This window comes from Pseudomonas sp. GXM4 (genome assembly GCF_008923895.1).
Taxonomy (GTDB): Bacteria; Pseudomonadota; Gammaproteobacteria; order Pseudomonadales; family Pseudomonadaceae; genus Aquipseudomonas; species Aquipseudomonas atacamensis.
Genome location: NZ_WBRZ01000068.1, coordinates 1 through 21,750 on the forward strand (window position 1 = coordinate 1; position 21,750 = coordinate 21,750).

Sequence of the window (21,750 nt, forward strand, 5' to 3'; positions counted from 1 at the left end):
GCAGGTGCCCCATGACCTACCAGCAAGATCGCCCGGACAACCACGACGATTACGAAACCGACCACATCGAACACACCTCCTCCGGCACCGGCCTGGCACTGCCCGGGCAAAACCTGCCGGACAAGGTCTACATCATCCCGATCCACAACCGTCCGTTCTTCCCGGCCCAGGTCCTGCCGGTCATCGTCAATGAAGAGCCGTGGGCCGAAACCCTCGAACTGGTCAGCAAATCCGAACACCACTCCCTGGCCCTGTTCTTCATGGACACGCCCCAGGAAGACCCGCGCCATTTCGACACCGGCGCCCTCCCCGAATACGGCACGCTGGTCAAGGTCCACCACGCCAGCCGCGAAAACGGCAAACTGCAATTTGTCGCCCAGGGCCTGAGCCGTGTGCGCATCAAGACCTGGCTCAAGCACCATCGCCCGCCGTACCTGGTCGAAGTCGAATACCCGCACCAGCCCACCGAGCCGACCGACGAGGTCAAGGCCTACGGCATGGCGCTGATCAATGCGATCAAGGAGCTGCTGCCGCTCAACCCGCTGTACAGCGAAGAGCTGAAAAATTACCTCAACCGCTTCAGCCCCAACGACCCGTCGCCGCTGACCGACTTCGCCGCCGCCCTGACCTCCGCCACCGGACCCGAGCTGCAAGAAGTGCTCGACTGCGTGCCGATGCTCAAGCGCATGGAGAAAGTCCTGCCGATGCTGCGCAAGGAAGTCGAAGTAGCGCGTCTGCAAAAAGAGATTTCCGCTGAAGTTAACCGCAAGATCGGCGAGCATCAGCGCGAGTTTTTCCTCAAGGAACAGCTCAAGGTCATCCAGCAGGAACTCGGCCTGACCAAGGACGACCGCAGCGCCGACCTCGAACAGTTCCAACAGCGTCTGGAAGGTAAAACCCTGCCGGCGCAGGTGCAGAAACGCCTCGAAGAAGAAACCCACAAACTGTCGATCCTGGAAACCGGCTCGCCGGAGTACGCGGTCACGCGCAATTATCTGGACTGGGCAACATCGGTGCCGTGGGGCGTGTACGGCGAGGACAAACTCGACCTCAAGCACGCGCGCAAAATCCTCGACAAGCATCACGCCGGTCTGGACGACATCAAGGATCGCATCCTCGAATTCCTCGCTGTTGGTGCGTACAAAGGCGAGATCAGCGGCTCGATCGTGTTGCTGGTCGGCCCGCCAGGCGTGGGTAAGACCAGCGTCGGCAAATCCATTGCCGAATCCCTCGGCCGGCCGTTCTACCGCTTCAGCGTCGGCGGCATGCGCGATGAAGCCGAGATCAAGGGCCATCGCCGCACCTACATCGGCGCCCAGCCGGGCAAACTGGTGCAGGCGTTGAAAGACGTCGAAGTGATGAACCCGGTGATCATGCTCGACGAGATCGACAAGATGGGCCAGAGCTATCAGGGCGACCCGGCCTCGGCGCTGCTGGAAACCCTCGATCCTGAGCAGAACGTCGAATTCCTCGACCACTACCTCGACCTGCGCATGGATCTGTCGAAGGTGCTGTTCGTCTGCACCGCCAACACCCTCGACTCGATCCCCGGCCCGTTGCTGGACCGAATGGAAGTGATTCGCCTGTCCGGCTACATCACCGAAGAAAAAGTCGCCATCGCCAAGCGTCACCTGTGGCCGAAACTGCTGGAAAAGGCCGGCGTATCAAAAGGCAGCCTGAGCATCAGCGACACCGCGCTCAAAGCCCTGATCGACGGCTATGCCCGTGAAGCCGGCGTGCGGCAGCTGGAAAAGCAGATGGGCAAACTGGTGCGCAAAGCGGTGATGAAGCTGATCGAGGATCCGAAAGCGGTAATCAAACTCGGCCCGAAAGACCTTGAAGCCTCGCTGGGTCATCCCGTATTCCGCAACGAACAAGTGCTGTCCGGCACCGGCGTGATTACCGGCCTGGCCTGGACCAGCATGGGCGGCGCGACCTTGCCGATCGAGGCCACGCGGATTCATACCTTGAATCGTGGCTTCAAGCTCACAGGGCAACTCGGCGATGTAATGAAGGAATCGGCGGAGATCGCCTACAGCTACGTCAGCTCGCACCTCAAGCAGTTTGGTGGTGACGCGAAGTTCTTCGACGAAGCCTTCGTCCACCTGCACGTACCCGAAGGCGCAACGCCGAAGGACGGCCCGAGCGCCGGCGTAACCATGGCCAGCGCCCTGCTCTCCCTCGCACGTAATCAGCCACCGAAAAAAGGCGTGGCGATGACCGGCGAACTGACCCTGACCGGGCATGTACTGCCGATCGGCGGCGTGCGCGAGAAAGTGATCGCAGCGCGCCGGCAGAAGATTTTCGAGCTGATTCTGCCGGAGCCGAACCGGGGTAACTTTGAGGAATTGCCGGATTATCTGAAGGAAGGGATTACCGTGCACTTTGCCAAGCGGTTTGCGGATGTGGCGAAAGTCTTGTTCTAACGCGAGTTTAAGTGCTGCGGGGCGTACCGCAGCGCTTATATGAATCTGCTGTTAAAACCAGTCAGATCCAAGCATAGGAATCTAAAGTACTGTCAACTCTGACAGTACTTTTTTTCATGCGCACTACCCACACTGATTGTTCTATTTGTCGTCTACTCGTGAGTACCTGATGAACAATCACAACGCGCTTCATACCCGCTACATGCATAACCTTTGCGGACGCTTCGAAGCTTCATTCACCAGACCCGGCGATCCAGGCGAAGCACGCTATCCCTATCACTCGCAGACAGTGCACAACCGAATGGCCAGATCCCTTGAGTATCTGAACTTTGATAGCAACTCGGGCACGCAGCCATTACCCACGACAACCAGCGACCATCGAAGCATAGGCATTACGCTTAAATCAGAGATCGCATCGGGCACCTACGTATTTCCGCGGGACGCTTCAGTGGTCCAGGTAACCTATGGAGAATTTCAAAACTCCGACACCAATTTCAACTTCGTGGTTCACAAGGCAACCAAGGCTGAACTTGAGTTGAGCATTACTGAAGACGGGCGCCGTTACTCTGGTGAGCTCCGATTCGAAGTGCTGATCAACGGAGAAATCCTTGGAATCACGTCGCGCTTTGACGTTCTAGTGACCTTCAACAGCAGTCCGACAGTTTCAAGCAGCATGCAGTCTAAAAGAACTCCAGCAAGCACGAGATTGCAAAACCTGACCGGAGAATTCAACGCGACGTTTCCTGTTTCTGCGGAACCGGGCGAAACGTCATTTGCACGAGCTCCATTTCACTCTTCGGGCCTAAACTACACTGATGCATTTTTTCTGGAAGACATTAACTTCAACACCCAAAGCGGAACAGTTTACCAAGACACTTATATAACCAGTGATGCGCGCTCATTTTCAGTTCACCTGAAGAAAGAAATCACTTCTGGAACCTATCACTATCCAAGCGTGGGGGGCCCATTTACGCTGTTGCAATATAGCGAAATGCGCTACGTGGGCGATGGATATATAAATTGGAGCCTGGACATACTTGAAGCAACGCTTGAACTGGAAGTTACCGATGAACGTCGCTACCACGCGAAGACCTTGTTGGTAAAAGCCAAAACACCCAACGGGTTGATTTTGAACATCAACGCAGATTTCGATATTTACCTGGCCAAGGATTGACTGAGGCAACCCATGTCTTCATCAGCAGAGACAGGCGATACCGTGCGTTTCGTTGAGAAGCTTGGGGACGCGGCGAGGGTTCTCTTCTGATGATCATTGCTATACCTCCTTCGCAAGCAGGCTCGCTCCCACACGGTGATGCAGTGAACACAAAATCTGTCGACACTGCTGATCACTGTGGGAGCGAGCCTGCTCGCGAAGGCGTCAGCTCTTGCAACACCCCTCTCCCTGACTGTCACACTTTGTCTCATCTTCAGTTATGCTCGCCGTTCGTCGTAACCGCCGGAGCTGCTGACCTTATGTCCCCCACTCGCCTGTTTCTCCCCCTCGCCCTTTCCTTGCTGGCGGCCTGCGCCACGCAACCGAAACACAACGTGACTGTGGAAAAACAAAGCGAATGCCCCGTGCGGCTCAACGTCGGGCAAAACCTGATCATCAGCCTGCCAAGCAACCCGACCACCGGCTACCGCTGGGCGATTCAGGATTCGGCTGGCGGCGTGTTGCGCGCGCTCAGCCCGGAGGTTTACAGCAATCCGGAAGATGCCGGCGTGGTGGGCGCAGCGGGGGTTTCGACCTGGCGCTTCCAGGCCTTCGCGGCCGGCACCGGGCGTTTGCGCCTGACTTCGCAACAACCGTGGGCTCCGGAAGTGCTGCCAGTGGAAACCTTTGACTGCGCCATTTCGGTGAACTGACGGCGGGAAACCGCGCTGGCCTCTTCGCGAGCAGCCTCGCTCCCACAGGACACCGCGATCCCCTGTGGGAGCGAGCCTGCTCGCGAAAGCCATATCCCTGACGGCGAGAAATTACACCCCTCTCGGTGCTTTATCAGACAACTCAAGCATCCCCGCCCCACTTTGGCTAAAATGCCGGCCTTTTCCACCGACACCGCCGGACGCCGCCGTGAGCAAAGAACCCGATCGCCTATTCGCCCAGCCTTTGGCCCAGGTGCCTGACTTCGCCTTCAATGAAGACGTGGTGCGGGTGTTCCCGGACATGATCAAGCGCTCGGTGCCGGGTTACCCGACCATCGTCGAGAACCTCGGCGTGCTCGCGGCGCAGTTCGCCCAGCCGAACAGCGTGCTCTACGACCTCGGTTCGTCGCTCGGCGCAGTCACTCAAGCCCTGCGCCGTCATGTGCGCACTGACGGTTGCCGGGTCATCGCTGTGGATAACTCGGCGGCGATGGTCGAGCGTTGCCGTGAGTACCTCAATGGTCAGGATTCGATGTTTCAGGAATTGCTGCCAGTCGAGGTGATCGAGGGCGATATCCTCGCGCTGGAGTTTCAACCGGCCTCGGTGGTGGCGCTGAACTTCACCCTGCAATTCATCGCACCGGACCAGCGCACCGCGTTGCTCTCGCGCATTCGCCAATCGTTGTTGCCCGGCGGCGCGCTGATTCTCTCGGAAAAGCTGCGCTTCAACGATGCCGAAGAACACGCCCTGCTCACCGACCTGCACGTGGCGTTCAAACGCGCCAACGGCTACAGCGAACTGGAAATCGCCCAGAAGCGCAGCGCCATCGAAAACGTCATGAAGCCCGACAGCCTCGAAGAACACCGCGAACGCCTGCTGGCCGCCGGGTTCTCGAAAGTCGTGCCGTGGTTCCAGTGTCTTAACTTTGCCTCGTTGATTGCCTTGCCATGATTGATCTGTCCCCCCTCGCCCGCCGTCTGGCCGGTACCCCGCTGGCCGAATGGGCCAACACCCTGCAAGCGCAACTCGACAAGAAAATGGAGAAGGGCCACGGCGATCTGGAGCGCTGGCAAAGTGCGCTGGACGCCTTGCCGAAAATCCAGCCAAGCGAAATCGACCTGCTCAACGGCCTGAAACTCGACACCGATTGCGACGACGACACCCGCGCGCAGATACGCACCGCGCTGATGGGCCTCTCGCCATGGCGCAAAGGGCCGTTCGACCTGTTCGGTGTGCATGTCGACACCGAATGGCGTTCGGACTGGAAGTGGTCGCGGGTCTCTCCGCACCTCGACCTGAAGGGCAAACGCATCCTTGATGTCGGTTGCGGCAACGGCTACTACATGTGGCGCATGCTCGGCGCCGGCGCCGACAGCGTGATCGGTGTGGACCCGAACTGGTTGTTCTTCTGCCAGTTCCAAGCGGTGCAGCGTTACTTGTCAGAGCCGAATGCCTGGCACCTGCCGTTCCCGTTTGAAGACCTGCCGCCGAATCTGGAAGGCTTCGACACAGTATTTTCCATGGGCGTGTTCTATCACCGTCGCTCGCCGATCGAGCATTTGCTGGCGCTGAAGGATTGCCTGGTCAAGGGCGGCGAACTGGTGCTGGAAACCCTCGTGGTCGAAGGCGACAAGCATCAGGTGCTGGTGCCGGAAGATCGCTACGCGCAGATGCGCAACGTGTGGTTTTTGCCGTCGGTGCCGGCGCTGGAATTGTGGCTGCGCAGAGCCGGATTCAGCGATATTCGTTGTGTGGATGTCAGTACCACGACGGTGGAAGAACAACGCGGGACGGAGTGGATGAAGTATCAGTCGCTGAGTGATTTTCTGGATCCTGAGGATCACAGCAAAACCATTGAAGGGCTGCCGGCGCCGATGCGGGCGGTTATCGTCGCCAGGAAGTAAGCGTATTTTCCCATGACCGCGGTGGGCCTGCCCCTCACCCCAGCCCTCTCCCCAGGGAGAGGGAGCTGATTGTTGAGCTTTTCAAAACTTGCGTCCGACTCGGTATTTCAGGTCGGCGGATTTGGTCCATCCAACTCGGTCGGTCCCCTCTCCCTCTGGGAGAGGGTTAGGGTGAGGGGCTTTTGGTGCGCCTGGCGCGGAAAAACTCGGTCAGCACCGCACCACATTCTTCAGCCAGCACCCCGCCCTCATACAACACCCGGTGATTCAAAAATCCCTGGGTAAAAAACTGCCCCTGACTCTGCACAATCCCGGCCTTGGGTTCCAGCGCGCCGTACACCACCCGCGCCACCCGCGAATGCACGATCAGCCCGGCGCACATGCTGCACGGTTCCAGCGTCACATACAGCGTACTGCCCGGCAGGCGATAGTTATCCACGGCCTGCGCGGCGGCGCGGATCGCGACCATTTCCGCATGGGCACTCGGGTCGCTGGTGCTGATCGGGCAATTGAAGCCGCGACCGATGATCACGCCATCGTGCACCAGCACCGCGCCCACCGGCACCTCACCGAGGGCGGCGCCCTGTGCGGCGAGGGTCAGGGCTTCGCGCATGAAGTCGCGGTCGCGGCTGCGGTCGATGATCGCCGCCGGGCGGATCTGGCGCATCACTTCACCTCGATCGCGGCCATCAGGCCGGTTTCCATGTGGTCGATGACATGGCAGTGGAACATCCACACCCCCGGGTTATCCGCCACCAGCGCCACTTGCGCACGCTCGTTCTTGCCCAGCAGATAGGTGTCGGTGAAATACGGCACGACTTTGTGCCGGTTCGACGCGATCACCTTGAAGCTCATGCCGTGCAGGTGGATCGGGTGCTGGTACTGGGTCATGTTCTTCAATTCGAAAATATAGCTCTGACCCAGTTTCAGGCTGGCAATCGGTCGGTCAGCACAGGTCTTGTCGGTGATGTCCCAGGCCTTGCCGTTGATCTGCCACAGGCTCGGCGGTTTGCCGTTTTCGGTGTTCACCGAGACCGAGCCGACCCATTCGAAATTGAAGTTGAGTTTCTCCGCATTGGCCAGATCCGGCTCGGCCACCGGGTTGGCCGGCAGGGCTTTCGGCCAGTCCGTCGGCGCGTCGGTGTTGGCGACTGAACGTAGCGTGCCCAGACGCACCGGGCCGTTGCGCAGCGACAACTCTTCACCCGCCGCCGGGGCCTTGATCGCCAGGCAAATGCGCATGCCGGGGCCGAGCCAGTATTCCTTGCCCAACGGGCGGGGCTCGACCGGGTTGCCATCCAGCGCGTAGATCTTCGCTTCGACACCGGGGATGTTGATGCGATAGGTCAGGGTATTATCGAGATTGAGCAAACGCACCCGGGTGATCTGCCCGGCCGGCAGATCAATCACCGGCAACGGCACACCATTGATCGTCGACAAGCGCCCGGCGGTACCGCCACGGGCCGCTTCGCGGGGGATGCTGAATTCGACGAACTGGCCTTGCTCGTCGATGTGCCAGTTCTTCAGGCTCAGGGTTTTCTCGTACTTGAACCCGGTCGGCTCGCGTTCTTCGATGATCAGCGGCCCGACCAGCCCGCGCCCCAGTTCCTCGCTGCTGCTGACATGCGGGTGATACCAATAGCTGCCGGCGTCCGGCACGCGGAATTTGTAGTCGAAGTATTCGCCCGGCAATACCGGCAGTTGCGACACATAAGGCACGCCGTCCATTTCCAGCGGCAGGCGGATGCCGTGCCAGTGGATGGTGGTCGCCACCGGCAGATGGTTGATGAAACGCACCCGCAGCCATTCACCCTGGCGTACACGCAACTCGGTGCCCGGCGCCGACGGGCCGAATGCCCAGGCCTCGGTCTTGTGCCCCGGCACCAGCTCGACATCCAGCGGCGCGGCGATCAGTTCATAGTCGTGGCCGGCCTCGGCGTCGGCCATCTTGCCCAGCCAGTAACGCGACGCGCCTCCCGCGCCCACGCCAACGACAACAAGACCGGCCAGGCCACCGAGGATTTGGCGACGGGTAAAGGACATGAACTCAACTACCTCACGTATCAGCGACAGACCCCGAGGGATCCGCAAAAGGCGAATACGATACACCCGCAGTTGAGAAACAGTAAGGGCGACCTGCGGCCGCACGTCTTGTCGGCCTTATGCGCGCAGCCCGGTAATCAGGTGCAGCACGCCGCCCTCAAGCGGCATGACGCCCGCCACACCGGCCACACTCAGGGCCTGACGGTCGACACGGGCCTCGTCGTGCAGCGCCACACGTACCCGGGTCAGCGCCACCGGTTGCTGCGACTTGAGGTTATCCACACCGCCCAGCGCCGCAACAATCTCGGCGCTCAGGCCGGCAATCGGTTCGGCGACGGCTTTCACCTCATCCGAGACCAGATCCGGCGTCAGTGCTTTCCAGAATGCCTGCTGCAATTTGTCGAACATGTTCAATTCTCCATTACCGGCGAGGCATCGACTTTCGCCTCATGAAACCGCTGCAAGGCTTCGCGCACGTCGGCGGCACTTTCCAGGTTCGAAACCTGTTCGGCGATGATTCGACAGTCGGCCAGATCCACTTCGCGGACCGCCGACTTGATCGCCGGAATCAACGGCACGCTTACCGACAATTCATCCACACCGAGCCCCAGCAGCAACGGCACCGCAAGGCGTTCAGACGCCATGGCGCCGCAGACGCCGACCCATTTGCCGTGGGCATGCGCAGCCTTAACCGTCATCGCGATCAGGCGCAGCACCGAAGGGTGAAAGCTGTCCGCCTGACTGGCCAGACGCGGATGATCGCGATCCATGGCCAGGGTGTATTGGGTGAGGTCGTTGGTACCGATGGAGAAAAAATCCACGTGCGGGGCCAGCACATCGGCCATCAGCGCGGCGGCTGGCACTTCGATCATGATTCCCAGCTTTGGCATGTGCCTAATGCCGACTACTCGCGCCTCCTCTTCGAGGATCTGCCGCGCCAGACGCAGCTCGGCCAGATTCGTGACCATCGGCAACATGATGTGCAGACGCGTCAGTTCACAGCAGGCGAGGATTGCGCGGAACTGCTCACGCAACAGTTGCGGTCGCTCAAGGCACAGGCGAATGCCGCGCAAACCAAGGAAGGGATTGGTTTCGCTGTCCATCGGCACGTAGGCCAGCGGTTTGTCGCCACCGACATCGAGGGTGCGCACCACCAAATTGTGTGCCGGCCCGATGGTGCGCGCGATGGCGCTGTAAGTGGCCACCTGTTCGTCATGGCTCGGCGATTGCTGACGGCCCAGGTAGAGAAATTCCGAACGCAGCAGCCCCACGCCATTCGCGCCCAGCTCCATGGCCTGGGCGGTTTCTTCCTGCGAGGCAACGTTGGCGGTGACTTCGATGTGCTGACCGTCACGGGTGCAGGCCGCCTCGCTGGCCTGCGCCAGTTCCTGCTGATGACGCTGGCGCTGGCGCTCATGCCGCGTGCGCAATTGATCAATGGACTCGGCGTCCGGGTGCAACTGCAATTCGCCTTTGTCGGCATCGAGCAGCACCCGCGTGCCGTTGCCGAGGCCGAGCATTTGCGCCGGCATGCCGCAGATCGCCGGTAAACCGCAGGCTCGCGCGAGGATCGCGACATGGCTGGTGGCGCCGCCGCCAACGGTGGCAAACCCAAGCACTTTGCGCGTATCGAGCCCGGCAGTTTGTGAAGGAGTCAGTTGATCGGCGATCAGAATGGTGTCATCGGGCAACTCCAGCGTCTGCTCGTGAACACCGAGGATCAGCTTCAGCACGCGCTGGCCGACATCATCCAGATCCGCCGCGCGCTCAGCCAGCAAGGCATTGCCCAGCGAGCGAAACATCGCCGCCGTTGCATCGGTGCTGGTCTTCCAGGCAAACGCCGCGCTTTTGCCCGCGTCAATCAGCGCCCTGGCCTGATCCAGCAGGCTCGGGTCGGCCAGCAGTTCCTGATGCGCCTTGAAGATCTCCGCCTGCGCCTGGCCGCTGGCGGTGTCACGCAGATGTTGCAGAGCCATGTCGGCTTCGATCAGGGCCTGGCTCAACGCCTCCAGTTCGATTGGCGGCTCGGCGCCGAACTCGTTGACCGTGAGCGATGCTTCGACGATCTGCATGACTTGTCCCAACGCCGAACCGGGCGAGGCGCAGACACCGCGCAGGATGTTCGGCATTTCTGCTGCGTTGGCTTCGACCGGTGCGGGCGCTGTCACCGCTTCGCCGCAGCCTTCGTTCAGCAAGCGTGTCAGCGCCGCGACCGCTGCCTCGGCATCTTCACCTTCGGCGCTGACCTGCACACTGTCGCCATGGGCCGTCTGCAACGCCATGATTGCCACCAAGGACTTGCCGTTGGCTTGGGCTTGCAGCTTGTGCAGATGGATGGTCGCTGAAAATGCTTTGGCCGCCTGGGCAAATACTGCCGCCGGCCGCGCGTGCAGGCCATTGGGATTGGGCAGGTTGATCGGCTGCGAGAACACCGCGTCGCCCGGCACCGGCGCTGGATATTCGCCGACGGCTGCCCCGACCACGACGTCCAGCACTGGCTGGCCCACTTCGACCAACCCGGTTGAGCCAACGAGTGAAGCGAACGGCTCGCCGCTGACCACCAGCATCAAGGTCAACAAACTGCGCGCGTGCAGGGCAATGTAGTCAGCATCGAAGTCGATCAGCGCCTGCCCTGCTTCGACCCGCTGCCCCGCTTCAACGCGGCGGGTGAATCCTTCGCCGGCGAGATTCACCGTGTCCAGGCCGATATGCATCAACACCTGCACACCCGCGTCACTGGTGATGGTGAGCGCGTGCCCGCTGGTCTGCACATCGCTGACCACACCGGCCAACGGTGCGCAGAGCGTTGACGAAGTCGGGTCGATGCACAAACCGTCGCCGATGATCCGCCCGGCAAACACCGGGTCGGGCACCTGGTCCAGCGCCATCAGCACGCCGGATAAAGGAGCCAGCAGCTGCAATTGTTGGGGTGTGGCCATGACATCACCTGAGCTTGTATTGATTGAATGAGCGGTCGCAGCCGCTTTGCTTATTTCCACCAGTATTCAACCTGCAGCCCGACATTGGCCCCGTGCCGTGCGTTGCCGAACGCGCCGGTGTCGGACAGCGCCGAACCTTTGGCCAACAGGTTGGCGGCACGCTTGGCTGCCTGGTTCCAGCTGGCATAGGTGTAATACAGACGCACCTCGGGCCGCGCCCAGAATTCCGGGCCTTTCGGTGACCAGGTCGGCGCGAAGGTGAACTTGCTCAGCTTGCGCGTGCCGTCCGCCGCCTCGACCTGATCGTGACCCAGTTCGGTCACCAGTTTGAACTGCTCGCTCAGCGCATAGGCCGGGCGCACGCCGAGTGACAGCCAGTTCTGGTCGGCGCCGCCCTGACGAATATCCTTCTGATACACCGCCTGGAATTGTCCGCCAAAACGTGGCGTCAGTTGCCAGTCGAAGAACTCGACGATGCGATAGCTCTTGTTGCGGTCATCAAGCCTGACGTTACCGGTATAGCCCAATCCGGTGCCCGGCCCTTCGCCGTATTGCAGCGCCAGTTTGTTCTTGCCACCGAGGAAGTCCTGCTGCACGTGCTGAGTGGTAATCGCCCAGCCACGGTGGGCGTCGCGACTGTCGGGCTTGTCGATGTAGCTGAGGCCGAACTCCAGTTCACCGCCCGGGTTACTGTTGAAACCGCCGACGTTGAAGTCGTGGCGGTTGATGTAATCCTTTTGGTAAAGGTTGTCCTTGCGCGAAAAGGCGTAGCTGTATTTCAGGCCACCGAGCAACACGTCTTCAATGCCTGCACCGGTGGCGCTCTGGTTCCAGTAATAGAAATCGGAAATATGGATGTCGTTACGTTTGTAGTAACGCCGCCCGGCCCACAGCGAGCCGCCGTTGAGCGCGGGCATCGCCGACCATTGCGCATACGCCTGCGGCAGGCGAATCGAGCCGTTTTCTTCCTTGAACGTCAGGCTGCGGTCGTAACGGTTGTACAGCGATGCCATGCCGTCGACGCTCAGCACCGAGCCGTCGTCGAGGGTATACAGATCCTGGCGCAGCTCGAGCTCACCGTACTGCTCGCACTCGTTACCGAGGCGATATTTGGTCTGCGCGCCGGGCAACTGGAAACACGACTGGCTGCCGCTGTTGACCGAAGTACCGACACCGCTGCGCAGATAGCCGCCGAACTCCAGCGTCTGTGAGGACGTCGGCATTGCCAGAAAAATCCCCGCGACTGCCAGACTGTAATTTATGGTTGCTCTCATATATGCCACCCGTTGTTTTTATTGTGTGGTTGCAGGAATTCAGCGCGCACAAATCCCCCGCGCAGCGTTCTGCGTGTTTTTTCAAAGGTTGTTATTCAGTTAAAAAATCAGGGGTCGGTCAGGTGCAGCACGAAGGATTCGTAAGGTCGCAACTGCAGCAAACGCGAGCGTTGCGGGCAGTCCGGGTAGTTGCTGATCAACAAGCGCTGCTCCTGGGCTTCGTCGATCAGCGCCGGTAGCTCGACCTCACAGGCGGTGCCATAGAAATTGTTCACCACTAACAAGCGCTCTCCCTTCCCCTCGCGCAGGTACGCCCAGACCTGTGGATGCTCCGGCAGTAGTTGGCGATAGATGCCATCGGAGATCAACGCTTCAGTGCGGCGTAAAGCGATCAGGCGCCGATAGTGATGCAGCACCGATTCCGGGTCGTGCAGTTGATGCGCGACATTGATCTGTGCGGCATTGGCCGACACACCAATCCATGGTTCGCTGCGCGTGAAGCCGGCGTTGTGCCCGGCGTGCCAGTGCATCGGCGTGCGCCCGTTGTCGCGGGACTTCTGCATGATCGCCGCCATGTTGTCGAGGTCGCTGGTGCCGGCTTCACGCTTGAGGCGAAAGATATTCAGGGTCTCGACGTCACGGTATTGCTCGATGCTCTCGAACCCCGGATTGGTCATGCCCAATTCTTCGCCCTGATAAACGAAGGGCGTGCCCTGCAGAAAGTGCAGCGCAGTGCCGAGCATCTTCGCCGACAGCTCGCGGTATTCGCCGTCGTTGCCGAAGCGCGAGACCACGCGCGGCTGATCGTGATTACACCAGAACAGCGCATTCCAGCCACCGCCCGCCTGCATGCCGGTCTGCCAGTCGGACAGGATCTGCTTGAGCTGGAGGAAGTCGAAATCGGCGCGGACCCACTTCTGCAGGTTCGGGTAATCGACCTTCAAGTGATGAAAGTTGAAGGTCATCGACAATTCTTTCGACTGCGGATTGGAGTAGCGGATGCAGTGTTCGAGGCGGGTCGAGGACATCTCGCCGACGTTGATCAGCTCATGCCCTTCGAAGACTTCGCGGTGCATTTGCTGCAAGTACGCATGCACGTTAGGCCCGTCGGTGTAGAAGCGCCGACCGTCGCTGTCGTCCTCGGGGAAGTCCGCCGGTTTCGAGATCAGATTGATCACGTCCAGACGAAAGCCACCGACACCCTTGTCGCGCCAGAAACGCATCATCTTGAACACTTCGTCGCGGACCTTGGGGTTGTCCCAATTGAGGTCGGCCTGGGTGTGGTCGAACAGGTGCAGATAGTACTGGCCGGTCTGCGCTTCGTATTCCCAGGCCGAACCGCCGAACTTGGATTCCCAGTTGTTCGGCTGGTCGCGCCAGATATAGAAGTCGCGATAAGGGTTGTCGAGGCTGCTGCGGGCCTGCTGGAACCAGACGTGCTCGATCGAGGTGTGGTTGACCACGATGTCGAGCATCAACTTGATCCCGCGTTTGCCCGCTTCGGCGATCAGCAGTTCACAGTCGGCCATGCTGCCGTAGCTCGGATCGACCGCGTAGTAGTCGCTGATGTCGTAGCCGTTATCGCGCTGCGGCGAGCGCAGGAACGGCGTGATCCACAGGTAATCGACTCCCAGCCATTGCAGATAATCGAGCTTGGCGACGATGCCGAGCAGATCGCCAGTGGCGTTGCCCGCATGGCTGTGAAAGCTCTTCGGGTAGATCTGGTAGATCACCGAACGTTGCCAGTCTTGCATGGCGGATTTCCTCTTGAATTTTGGAGCCGTGTAGGAGCTGCCGAAGGCGGCGATCTTTTGATTTTGAAAGGCAAGATCAAAAGATCGCAGCCTCCGGCAGCTCCTACAGTTGAGTTTCAGGCAACCCGGTAACCCGGACGGACGATCTTCATGCTCAGCACGCAGGTCAGGGCAAACGGCACGAGCATGGCGATCAGCATCCCGATGACGAACATCGGGATGAATTGCGGAACGATCGAGATGAAACCGGGCAAGCCACCGACGCCGATGGCCGAGGCCTGGATCTTGTTCAGCGAGAGGAACATGCAGCCCAGCGCCGAACCGGCCAGCGCGGCGTAAAACGGGAATTTGTAGCGCAGGTTGACGCCGAACATCGCCGGCTCGGTGATGCCGAAATACGCAGAAATCGCCGAGGTCGAGGCCATGCTCTTGTCTCGCGCATTGCGCGTCATCCAGAACACCGCCAGGGCCGCGCTGCCCTGCGCCAGATTGGACATGACGATCATAGGCCAGATGAAGGTGCCGCCCTGGCTGGAGATCAGTTGCAGGTCCACGGCGAGGAACATGTGGTGCATGCCGGTGATCACCAGGGGCGCATATAGCAGGCCGAAAATCAGACCGCCCACCAACGGCGCCAGATCGAACAGCATCACCAGCCCTTCGGTGATGTAGATGCCGATATGCCGGGTCACCGGGCCGATGATCGCCAACGCCAGCACGCCAGTGACAACGATGGTAGTGATCGGCACCACCAGCAACTGCACCGCGTTGGGCACGCGTGCGCGCAGCCATTTCTCGATGACGCTCATCACGTACGCCGCCAGCAGGATCGGCAGGATCTGCCCTTGGTAGCCGACCTTTTCCACCTGGAACAGGCCGAGGATGTCGAAGTACGGCAGTTGCTGCCCGTCCAGCCCGGCCACGGCCTTGCCGTAATTCCAGGCGTTGAGCAGGTCCGGGTGCACCAGCATCAGACCGAGGACGATGCCGAGGATTTCGCTGCCGCCGAAACGCTTGGCTGCCGACCAGCCGACCAGCGCCGGAAGGAACACGAACGAGGTGTTGGCCATCAGATTGATCAGGCTCCACAACCCGTCGAGGTTGGGATAGGCATCGAGCAGGGTCTGGCCCTCGATGAACATGCCCTTGGCGCCGAGCAGGTTGTTGATGCCCATCAACAGGCCGGCAATGATCAGCGCCGGCAGGATCGGCATGAACACATCGGAAAACACCCGCACCAGGCGCTGCATGGCGTTTATCTTCTCGGCGCTTTTCTGTTTAACGTCGGCGATGGTCGACGCCGCAAGGCCTGTCTGCTGGCGCAGTTCGGCATAAACCTTTTCAACATCACCCGGGCCGATGACCACTTGATACAACCCGCCGGTGAAGAACGAACCCTTGACCAGATCGACGCCATTGAGCGCGGCCACATTCACCAGCGCGGGGTTCTTCAGCGCCAGGCGCAAACGCGTGACGCAATGCGCCGCCTGCTCGATGTTGTCACGGCCACCAAGGCTTTCCAGCAGCTCCTTGGCGATGTTCGGATAGTCATGGCTCATGCTTGTTCTTCCGTCGTGGATTGTTGTTATGGGCAGCACGCCGAAACGAAAAATACTCGTCTGTACGAGTTAATGCAACAACTCGTCTGTACGAGTTTGCATCCGTGGATGAACGTCAGAAAAACGCGGATTCTTCCTACTCTGACCTAAGATGTTTTCCTTCGTCCGCATGGACAAACCCCTACCCTGCCCTTAAGGTTCGGGGTTTTGAGCACCGTCGGCACAGAGTCCAGCCATGAGCAAATACAACCAGATCTACAGCGATTTGCTTGCCAGCATCACCACCCAGCGCCTGGAGCGCGGCGCCCGGCTGCCTTCCGAAACCGAACTGATGGACACCTATCAGGCCAGCCGTGGCACGGTGCGCAAGGCCATCGACCAGTTGCAGGAGCGCGGTTTCGCTCAGAAGATTCACGGCAAAGGCGCGTTCGTGCTGTCGACCAACCCGATCGAATTCCAGCTCGGCGGCATCGTCAGCTTCCAGGAGACCCACCCGCGACTGGGCAACGACGTCAGCACCGAAGTGGTCGAAATGTGTCAGGTGCCGCTGGAAGGTGCGCTGCTCGAACACATCAATGCCGAACCCGGCAGCCCGATCACCCGGATCAAGCGGGTACGGCGCATCGACGGCAAACGCGTCATCCTCGACATCAACCACTTCGTCAGCGACGTGATCCCCGACCTGTCAGCAGACATCGCCGAACATTCGATCTACGCCCACATCGAACAGACCCTGCAACTGCAGATCGCCTACGCCCAGCGCACCATCGAAGCCGTGCCGTCCAGCAAGGACGACCAACAACACCTGGATCTCGACGGCCAGAGCCATGTCATCGTGGTCAGCAACCAGACCTTCCTGCAGGACGGCCGCCAGTTCGAGTACACCGAATCGCGGCATACGCTGGACAAGTTCTATTTTTCGGATGTGGCGCGGCGGTAATGTCCGCTGGCAAGCGAGCCCGTCCAAAATATGTGGTTCGCATACACGCTGGTGCGTCGCAACAGCGCCAGTACAATTGTTCAAAAGGGTGAATCTTGGACCGAACGGCCAATGCTATATCTGGGCTCAAGCGATGCCGCGCATCATGGCCTCATGTTTCGTGACATCGCTGCACTGACCCAGCGCCTGATAAAATTGGCCTGCCGCAGCAAAGCCGCCTGCCGACTGACCTGTTTCCAAGGCTGCGAAATGAAAAAACCCTCGGCATCACACCAAGGGTTTTAGTTAATCGAACTTACCGCGGGATTACTTTCACTTAATTAACAATAGAGACGAAGAATCTTAAGCACCATTGCCCAACCAGAACCAAGGCAAATCAAGTGAGCGAGCACAACAGGCGTCACTAGTACGATCCCTGGTTTTGAGAAGCCTTGAAGCAGGAGTAAAGAATGTCAGCGAAGTCATGTTCGTTGATCTCACCGGTAACCAAATCTCTGACGGCATCCGCCAGCAGATCGTTGTCCAAGGTGATTTCATAATCATTGAGCGAGAGATATTCCAAGCCGACTGCCAGCCCGGTGCGCTTGTTGGCATCAGGCAACGCGTGGCCTTGCGCGATGCTGGCAGTGTATTTGGCAGCAATTTCAAATACATCGTCGAGCCCGTTATAGGCTATCGCATTGTCGATTCTGGCGAGCGCGCCTTGCAAGATGGGAATATTCACACGCCCCTTCATGCCGGGCTCAGTAGTCAAGATCTGTGTGTTTATTTCAATGACTCGCTCAAATGGAAAGTGGATCAGTTCCATTACATGTCAGCCAGCTTCTTGAAGGTCTTCTGGTGAGTTCTGAGAACCAGTTTCGTTTCTGAGTAAACAATCTGCTTACCCTGATCGCCTCCCAAGTCCAGCTTCTTGGTGGCTTTGATTTTGGGCCTATCTACTATGCATACGCCATAGGTGCTCAGCTTGTGGTTCATCGATTTTTACCCCAAACGACTTGATCAGTTTCTGCTCGTAAAGTAGCACAGTCGAAAGACAGGTACATCGAGGCATCTCCTACGTCGTGCACCGATTGCTAACGGCACCGTCGCTACGCCAGCGCCTGTGTGTCGATCCATCCAACTGCCAATACAAAAAGCCCGCAACTCAGCGGGCTTTTTGTCAGTCAGTACAGGCCCTCAGGCGCGGGATCACTCCCACTCAATCGTCGCCGGCGGCTTGCTCGACACGTCGTAAGTAACGCGCGAGATGCCTTCGATTTCGTTGATGATGCGGCCGGAAACGGTTTCCAGCAGTTCGTAAGGCAGATGTGCCCAACGTGCAGTCATGAAGTCGATGGTTTCCACGGCGCGCAGGGCCACGACCCAGGCGTAACGGCGGCCGTCACCGACCACGCCGACCGATTTGACTGGCTGGAATACTACGAACGCCTGGCTGACCTTGTGGTACCAGTCGGCCTTGCGCAGTTCTTCGATGAAGATGTGGTCGGCGCGACGCAACAGGTCGGCGTATTCCTTCTTCACTTCACCGAGGATGCGCACGCCCAGGCCCGGGCCTGGGAACGGGTGACGGTAGACCATGTCGTACGGCAGGCCGAGTTCCAGCCCCAGACGACGGACTTCGTCCTTGAACAGTTCGCGCAGGGGCTCGACCAGTTTCAGGTTCATTTCTTCCGGCAGGCCGCCCACGTTGTGGTGCGACTTGATCACGTGGGCCTTGCCGCTTTTCGCGCCAGCCGACTCGATCACGTCCGGGTAGATGGTGCCCTGAGCCAGGTACTTGATGTTGTCCAGCTTGCACGATTCGGCATCGAACACGTCGATGAAAGTGCGGCCGATGATCTTGCGCTTCTTCTCCGGGTCGGCTTCGCCGGCCAGGTTGTTGAGGAACTGCTCCTCAGCATTGGCGCGGATCACCTTGACGCCCATGTTCTCGGCGAACATGGCCATCACTTGCTCGCCTTCGTGCAGACGCAGCAGGCCGTTGTCGACGAAGACGCAGGTCAGCTGATCGCCGATGGCCTTGTGCAGCAGCGCGGCAACCACCGAGGAGTCAACGCCGCCGGACAGGCCCAGCAGCACGTTGTCGGTGCCGACCTGGGCGCGGATGTTGGCGATGGCGTCTTCAGCGATCTTCGACGGCGTCCACAGGGCTTCACAGCCGCAGATGTCGAGGACGAAGCGCGACAGGATGCGACCGCCCTGTTTGGTGTGGGTCACTTCCGGGTGGAACTGCACGCCGTAGTAAGCGCGGTCGTCGTTGAACATACCGGCGATCGGGCAGCTTGGGGTGCTGGCGAGGATGTGGAAGTCTTCCGGCATCTTCGTGACTTTGTCACCGTGGCTCATCCACACGTCGAGGCCGAACAGGCCGTCGGCGTCAATGTGGTCTTCGATGCCGTCGAGCAGGCGGCTCTTGCCGACCACGTCAACGCGGGCGTAACCGAACTCACGCAGTTCGGAACCTTCCACCTTGCCGCCCAGTTGCTCGGCCATGGTCTGCATGCCGTAGCAGATGCCGAATACCGGAACGCCCAGGTCGAACACTGCCTGCGGGCAGCGCGGGCTGTTGGCTTCGTGCACGGACTCGGGGCCGCCGGCGAGGATGACGCCTTTAGGGGCGAATTCGCGGATCGCATCTTCGTCCATGTCGAACGGATGCAGTTCGCAGTACACGCCGATCTCGCGCACGCGGCGGGCAATCAGCTGGGTGTATTGCGAACCGAAGTCGAGGATCAGGATGCGGTGAGCGTGAATGTCGAGGGCCATGACTCATTCTCATGTAGTGAATCAGAAACAACTCGGGGCTGAATGAACAGCCCCGGTGATTTAACGTTTTGCTGGAAGCCTCAACCTACGCGGTAGTTCGGCGCTTCCTTGGTGATCTGCACGTCGTGAACGTGGGACTCGGCCATGCCGGCACCGGTGATCCGCACGAACTCGGGCTTGGTGCGCATTTCTTCGATGTTGGCGCTGCCGGTGTAACCCATCGAGGAACGCAGGCCGCCCATCAACTGGTGAATGATCGCGCTCAGGGTGCCTTTGTACGGCACACGGCCTTCGATACCTTCCGGAACCAGTTTCTCGGCGCCTGCCGAGGAATCCTGGAAGTAACGGTCGGACGAGCCTTGAGCCTGGGACATGGCGCCCAGCGAACCCATGCCGCGATAAGCCTTGTACGAACGACCCTGGAACAGTTCGATCTCGCCCGGGGCCTCTTCGGTACCGGCGAACATCGAGCCCATCATCACGCAGGACGCACCGGCCACGATGGCCTTGGACAGGTCACCGGAGAAACGGATACCACCGTCGGCGATCAACGGCACGCCAGTGCCTTCAAGGGCGGCGGCGACGTTGGCGATGGCGCTGATTTGCGGCACGCCGACACCGGCGACGATACGGGTGGTGCAGATCGAGCCAGGGCCGATACCGACCTTGACTGCGTCGGCGCCCGCTTCGGCCAGGGCCTTGGCGGCAGCGCCGGTGGCGATGTTGCCGCCGATCACCTGCACTTCAGGGAAGTTCTCTTTGACCCAGCGTACGCGGTCGATCACGCCTTTGGAGTGACCGTGTGCGGTGTCGACCACCACCACGTCCACGCCGGCGTTGACCAGTGCTGTCACGCGATCACCGGTGTCTTTACCGGTGCCGACCGCAGCGCCGACGCGCAGACGACCTTGGTCGTCCTTGCTGGCCAGCGGGTAGGCTTTGGCTTTTTCGATGTCGTTGACGGTCATCATGCCTTTGAGGGCGAATTTGTCGTCGACGATCAGCACGCGCTCGATGCGGTGCTTGTGCAGCAGTTCACGCACGTCGTTCTTGTCGGCGCCTTCCTTGACCGTGACCAGACGCTCTTTAGGCGTCATCACTTCGCGGACAGTGGCTTCCAGACGGTTTTCGAAACGTACGTCGCGGGAGGTGACGATGCCGACCAGGTCGCCATCGTGCAGGACCGGAACGCCGGAAATGTTGTGCAGACGGGTCAGTTCGAACAGATCACGCACCGTGGCATCGGCCTCGATGGTGATGGGATCCTTGACCACACCGGCTTCGAACTTCTTGACCTTGCGCACTTCGGCAGCTTGCTGCTCGATGGTCATGTTCTTGTGGATAATGCCGATGCCACCTTCCTGAGCCATGGCGATTGCCAGACGGGCTTCAGTAACGGTGTCCATGGCGGCAGAAACCAGAGGAATATTCAGTTCGATGCCACGGGTAAGACGGGTCTTGAGACTGACTTCGTTGGGAAGCACCTCGGAATAACCGGGCACTAGGAGAATGTCGTCGAATGTCAGAGCTTCTTGGCTGATACGCAGCATCGCGGGGGCTCCCGAGCGGGAAAATGGAAGCGCGCCATTATAGTCAGACACCCCCTGCTGTTCAATGTAAAACTCAGCCTAATTGATAGATGGAAAAGCCCGGCCCTACAGCTCCACCTTGACCCAAGAGACAGGTTGATCGAGCCAATCGGCGAACTCGTCGATAAAGCTCTGCTTGAACCCGGCCTCCAGCCAATTATTGAAAATGAAGCCGAGGTTGGAAAACGCGCATTCCTGCAAAAACAGGAAGCCGTTGATGTCGTCCTCGTGCCCGCACTCCGGGCAGGTGAAATTGTCGGTGCGCCCTGGAAACCAGTCTTCAAGACTTTCGAACAGCGCCTCGCCCACTTCGCGGCGGCACTCGGCGCAACCAGCCTCCTCGAGAAAGCCCTTGGCCGGTGTGTAGATGCAGCGTTTGGTGACGATCTCCAGGCCATTGATCGGCTCGCCGAACGGCAGCGCTTCGGGGTACAGCACCACGGCGCGAGCACCATCAGCGATGGCGTGGGCCATGCGGTTGCCGGTGCGGCCGCAGGTGGTCAGCTGTTCTTCGATGATGTTCTTGCGCACCAGCCAGCGCACGATCGCCCGCGCCCGGGGCTCGTGCACCGGCAGGGTGGAGATTTTCGGGACGATGATGCTTTGCGAGTTCATGGGAAATCCTGCGGTGTGACTTCTGACGCCTTCGCGAGCAAGCTCGCTCCCACAGAGATTGCATGCCAATG

At 59.8% G+C, this 21,750-nt stretch carries 17 protein-coding genes; 6 read left to right on the top strand and 11 right to left on the bottom strand.

Translation table 11 applies throughout. The features are described from left to right. The first annotated feature begins 11 nt into the window (after nt 1-11). The 5 genes from lon (at nt 12) to cmoB (ending at nt 6,197) form a co-directional block, all read left to right on the top strand. Nucleotides 12-2,426, top strand: coding sequence for an endopeptidase La (gene lon / locus F8N49_RS11385; protein WP_151551465.1), 2,415 nt, complete (start codon nt 12-14; stop codon nt 2,424-2,426). A gap of 169 nt (nt 2,427-2,595) precedes the next feature. Then, a complete protein-coding gene (locus F8N49_RS11390) occupies nt 2,596-3,600 on the top strand; it encodes a hypothetical protein (RefSeq protein WP_130928481.1) in 1,005 nt (334 codons plus the stop codon). A 299-nt stretch (nt 3,601-3,899) separates the two neighbouring features. Continuing rightward, nucleotides 3,900-4,292, top strand: coding sequence for a protease inhibitor I42 family protein (locus F8N49_RS11395; protein WP_024014192.1), 393 nt, complete (start codon nt 3,900-3,902; stop codon nt 4,290-4,292). Between the two features lie 208 nt (nt 4,293-4,500). After that, on the top strand, nt 4,501-5,244 hold the full coding sequence (cmoA, locus tag F8N49_RS11400) for a carboxy-S-adenosyl-L-methionine synthase CmoA (protein ID WP_016773355.1): 744 nt from the start codon (nt 4,501-4,503) through the stop codon (nt 5,242-5,244). Next, the gene (gene cmoB, locus F8N49_RS11405; protein WP_151551467.1) at nt 5,241-6,197 is read left to right on the top strand and encodes a tRNA 5-methoxyuridine(34)/uridine 5-oxyacetic acid(34) synthase CmoB; all 957 of its coding nucleotides are present in this window, start codon (nt 5,241-5,243) and stop codon (nt 6,195-6,197) included. Before cmoA ends, cmoB begins: the two co-directional genes overlap by 4 nt. 166 nt (nt 6,198-6,363) lie before the next feature. Here cmoB and tadA read toward each other — a convergent pair whose 3' ends face one another. From tadA to treP, 7 genes are all read right to left on the bottom strand, one after another. Then, nucleotides 6,364-6,864 (bottom strand): tRNA adenosine(34) deaminase TadA, encoded by a 501-nt coding sequence (gene tadA, locus F8N49_RS11410; RefSeq protein WP_071173476.1) that lies wholly within the window; start codon nt 6,862-6,864, stop codon nt 6,364-6,366. Beyond that, nucleotides 6,864-8,240: a multicopper oxidase family protein gene (locus F8N49_RS11415; protein ID WP_071173477.1), complete on the bottom strand. Its 1,377-nt coding sequence runs from the start codon at nt 8,238-8,240 to the stop codon at nt 6,864-6,866. Before F8N49_RS11415 ends, tadA begins: the two co-directional genes overlap by 1 nt. 117 nt (nt 8,241-8,357) lie before the next feature. After that, complete coding sequence (locus tag F8N49_RS11420) at nt 8,358-8,648, bottom strand: PTS transporter subunit EIIB (RefSeq protein WP_122706569.1); 291 nt, start codon at nt 8,646-8,648, stop codon at nt 8,358-8,360. Nucleotides 8,649-8,650: 2 nt separating this feature from the next. Then, nucleotides 8,651-11,179, bottom strand: a complete 2,529-nt coding sequence (gene ptsP / locus F8N49_RS11425) for a phosphoenolpyruvate--protein phosphotransferase (protein WP_151551469.1) — start codon at nt 11,177-11,179, stop codon at nt 8,651-8,653. 50 nt (nt 11,180-11,229) lie between these two features. Then, entirely contained in the window at nt 11,230-12,453 is a 1,224-nt protein-coding gene (locus F8N49_RS11430) for a carbohydrate porin (RefSeq protein ID WP_151551471.1), read from the bottom strand. Nucleotides 12,454-12,560: 107 nt separating this feature from the next. Then, on the bottom strand, nt 12,561-14,207 hold the full coding sequence (gene treC, locus F8N49_RS11435) for an alpha,alpha-phosphotrehalase (RefSeq protein ID WP_151551473.1): 1,647 nt from the start codon (nt 14,205-14,207) through the stop codon (nt 12,561-12,563). Nucleotides 14,208-14,323: 116 nt separating this feature from the next. Beyond that, entirely contained in the window at nt 14,324-15,766 is a 1,443-nt protein-coding gene (gene treP, locus F8N49_RS11440; RefSeq protein ID WP_024014201.1) for a PTS system trehalose-specific EIIBC component, read from the bottom strand. Nucleotides 15,767-16,001: 235 nt separating this feature from the next. On the opposite strand from treP, the gene treR reads away from it, so the two are divergent. Then, on the top strand, nt 16,002-16,706 hold the full coding sequence (gene treR / locus F8N49_RS11445) for a trehalose operon repressor (RefSeq protein WP_016773346.1): 705 nt from the start codon (nt 16,002-16,004) through the stop codon (nt 16,704-16,706). A gap of 403 nt (nt 16,707-17,109) precedes the next feature. On the opposite strand, the gene F8N49_RS11450 is transcribed toward treR, so the two are convergent. The 4 genes from F8N49_RS11450 to F8N49_RS11470 form a co-directional block, all read right to left on the bottom strand. Continuing rightward, nucleotides 17,110-17,514, bottom strand: coding sequence for a type II toxin-antitoxin system death-on-curing family toxin (locus tag F8N49_RS11450; protein WP_122747781.1), 405 nt, complete (start codon nt 17,512-17,514; stop codon nt 17,110-17,112). Nucleotides 17,515-17,897: 383 nt separating this feature from the next. After that, entirely contained in the window at nt 17,898-19,475 is a 1,578-nt protein-coding gene (gene guaA, locus F8N49_RS11460) for a glutamine-hydrolyzing GMP synthase (RefSeq protein ID WP_016773344.1), read from the bottom strand. Between the two features lie 80 nt (nt 19,476-19,555). Continuing rightward, nucleotides 19,556-21,025 carry an IMP dehydrogenase gene (gene guaB / locus F8N49_RS11465; RefSeq protein ID WP_016773343.1) on the bottom strand — a complete coding sequence of 490 codons (1,470 nt, stop codon included), beginning with the start codon at nt 21,023-21,025 and terminating at the stop codon, nt 19,556-19,558. 105 nt (nt 21,026-21,130) lie between these two features. Further along, nucleotides 21,131-21,679, bottom strand: coding sequence for a hypothetical protein (locus tag F8N49_RS11470; RefSeq protein WP_016773342.1), 549 nt, complete (start codon nt 21,677-21,679; stop codon nt 21,131-21,133). Between the last annotated feature and the right edge of the window lie 71 nt (nt 21,680-21,750).

What these genes read in the sequence shown, in the direction of transcription:
- lon (WP_151551465.1), top strand. Translation starts at nt 12, where the DNA reads ATGACCTACCAGCAAGATCGCCCGGACAACCACGACGATTACGAAACC.
- F8N49_RS11390 (WP_130928481.1), top strand. Translation starts at nt 2,596, where the DNA reads ATGAACAATCACAACGCGCTTCATACCCGCTACATGCATAACCTTTGC.
- F8N49_RS11395 (WP_024014192.1), top strand. Translation starts at nt 3,900, where the DNA reads ATGTCCCCCACTCGCCTGTTTCTCCCCCTCGCCCTTTCCTTGCTGGCG.
- cmoB (WP_151551467.1), top strand. Translation starts at nt 5,241, where the DNA reads ATGATTGATCTGTCCCCCCTCGCCCGCCGTCTGGCCGGTACCCCGCTG.
- tadA (WP_071173476.1), bottom strand. Translation starts at nt 6,864, where the DNA reads ATGCGCCAGATCCGCCCGGCGGCGATCATCGACCGCAGCCGCGACCGC.
- F8N49_RS11415 (WP_071173477.1), bottom strand. Translation starts at nt 8,240, where the DNA reads ATGTCCTTTACCCGTCGCCAAATCCTCGGTGGCCTGGCCGGTCTTGTT.
- F8N49_RS11420 (WP_122706569.1), bottom strand. Translation starts at nt 8,648, where the DNA reads ATGTTCGACAAATTGCAGCAGGCATTCTGGAAAGCACTGACGCCGGAT.
- ptsP (WP_151551469.1), bottom strand. Translation starts at nt 11,179, where the DNA reads ATGGCCACACCCCAACAATTGCAGCTGCTGGCTCCTTTATCCGGCGTG.
- F8N49_RS11430 (WP_151551471.1), bottom strand. Translation starts at nt 12,453, where the DNA reads ATGAGAGCAACCATAAATTACAGTCTGGCAGTCGCGGGGATTTTTCTG.
- treC (WP_151551473.1), bottom strand. Translation starts at nt 14,207, where the DNA reads ATGCAAGACTGGCAACGTTCGGTGATCTACCAGATCTACCCGAAGAGC.
- treP (WP_024014201.1), bottom strand. Translation starts at nt 15,766, where the DNA reads ATGAGCCATGACTATCCGAACATCGCCAAGGAGCTGCTGGAAAGCCTT.
- treR (WP_016773346.1), top strand. Translation starts at nt 16,002, where the DNA reads ATGAGCAAATACAACCAGATCTACAGCGATTTGCTTGCCAGCATCACC.
- F8N49_RS11450 (WP_122747781.1), bottom strand. Translation starts at nt 17,514, where the DNA reads ATGGAACTGATCCACTTTCCATTTGAGCGAGTCATTGAAATAAACACA.
- guaA (WP_016773344.1), bottom strand. Translation starts at nt 19,475, where the DNA reads ATGGCCCTCGACATTCACGCTCACCGCATCCTGATCCTCGACTTCGGT.
- guaB (WP_016773343.1), bottom strand. Translation starts at nt 21,025, where the DNA reads ATGCTGCGTATCAGCCAAGAAGCTCTGACATTCGACGACATTCTCCTA.
- F8N49_RS11470 (WP_016773342.1), bottom strand. Translation starts at nt 21,679, where the DNA reads ATGAACTCGCAAAGCATCATCGTCCCGAAAATCTCCACCCTGCCGGTG.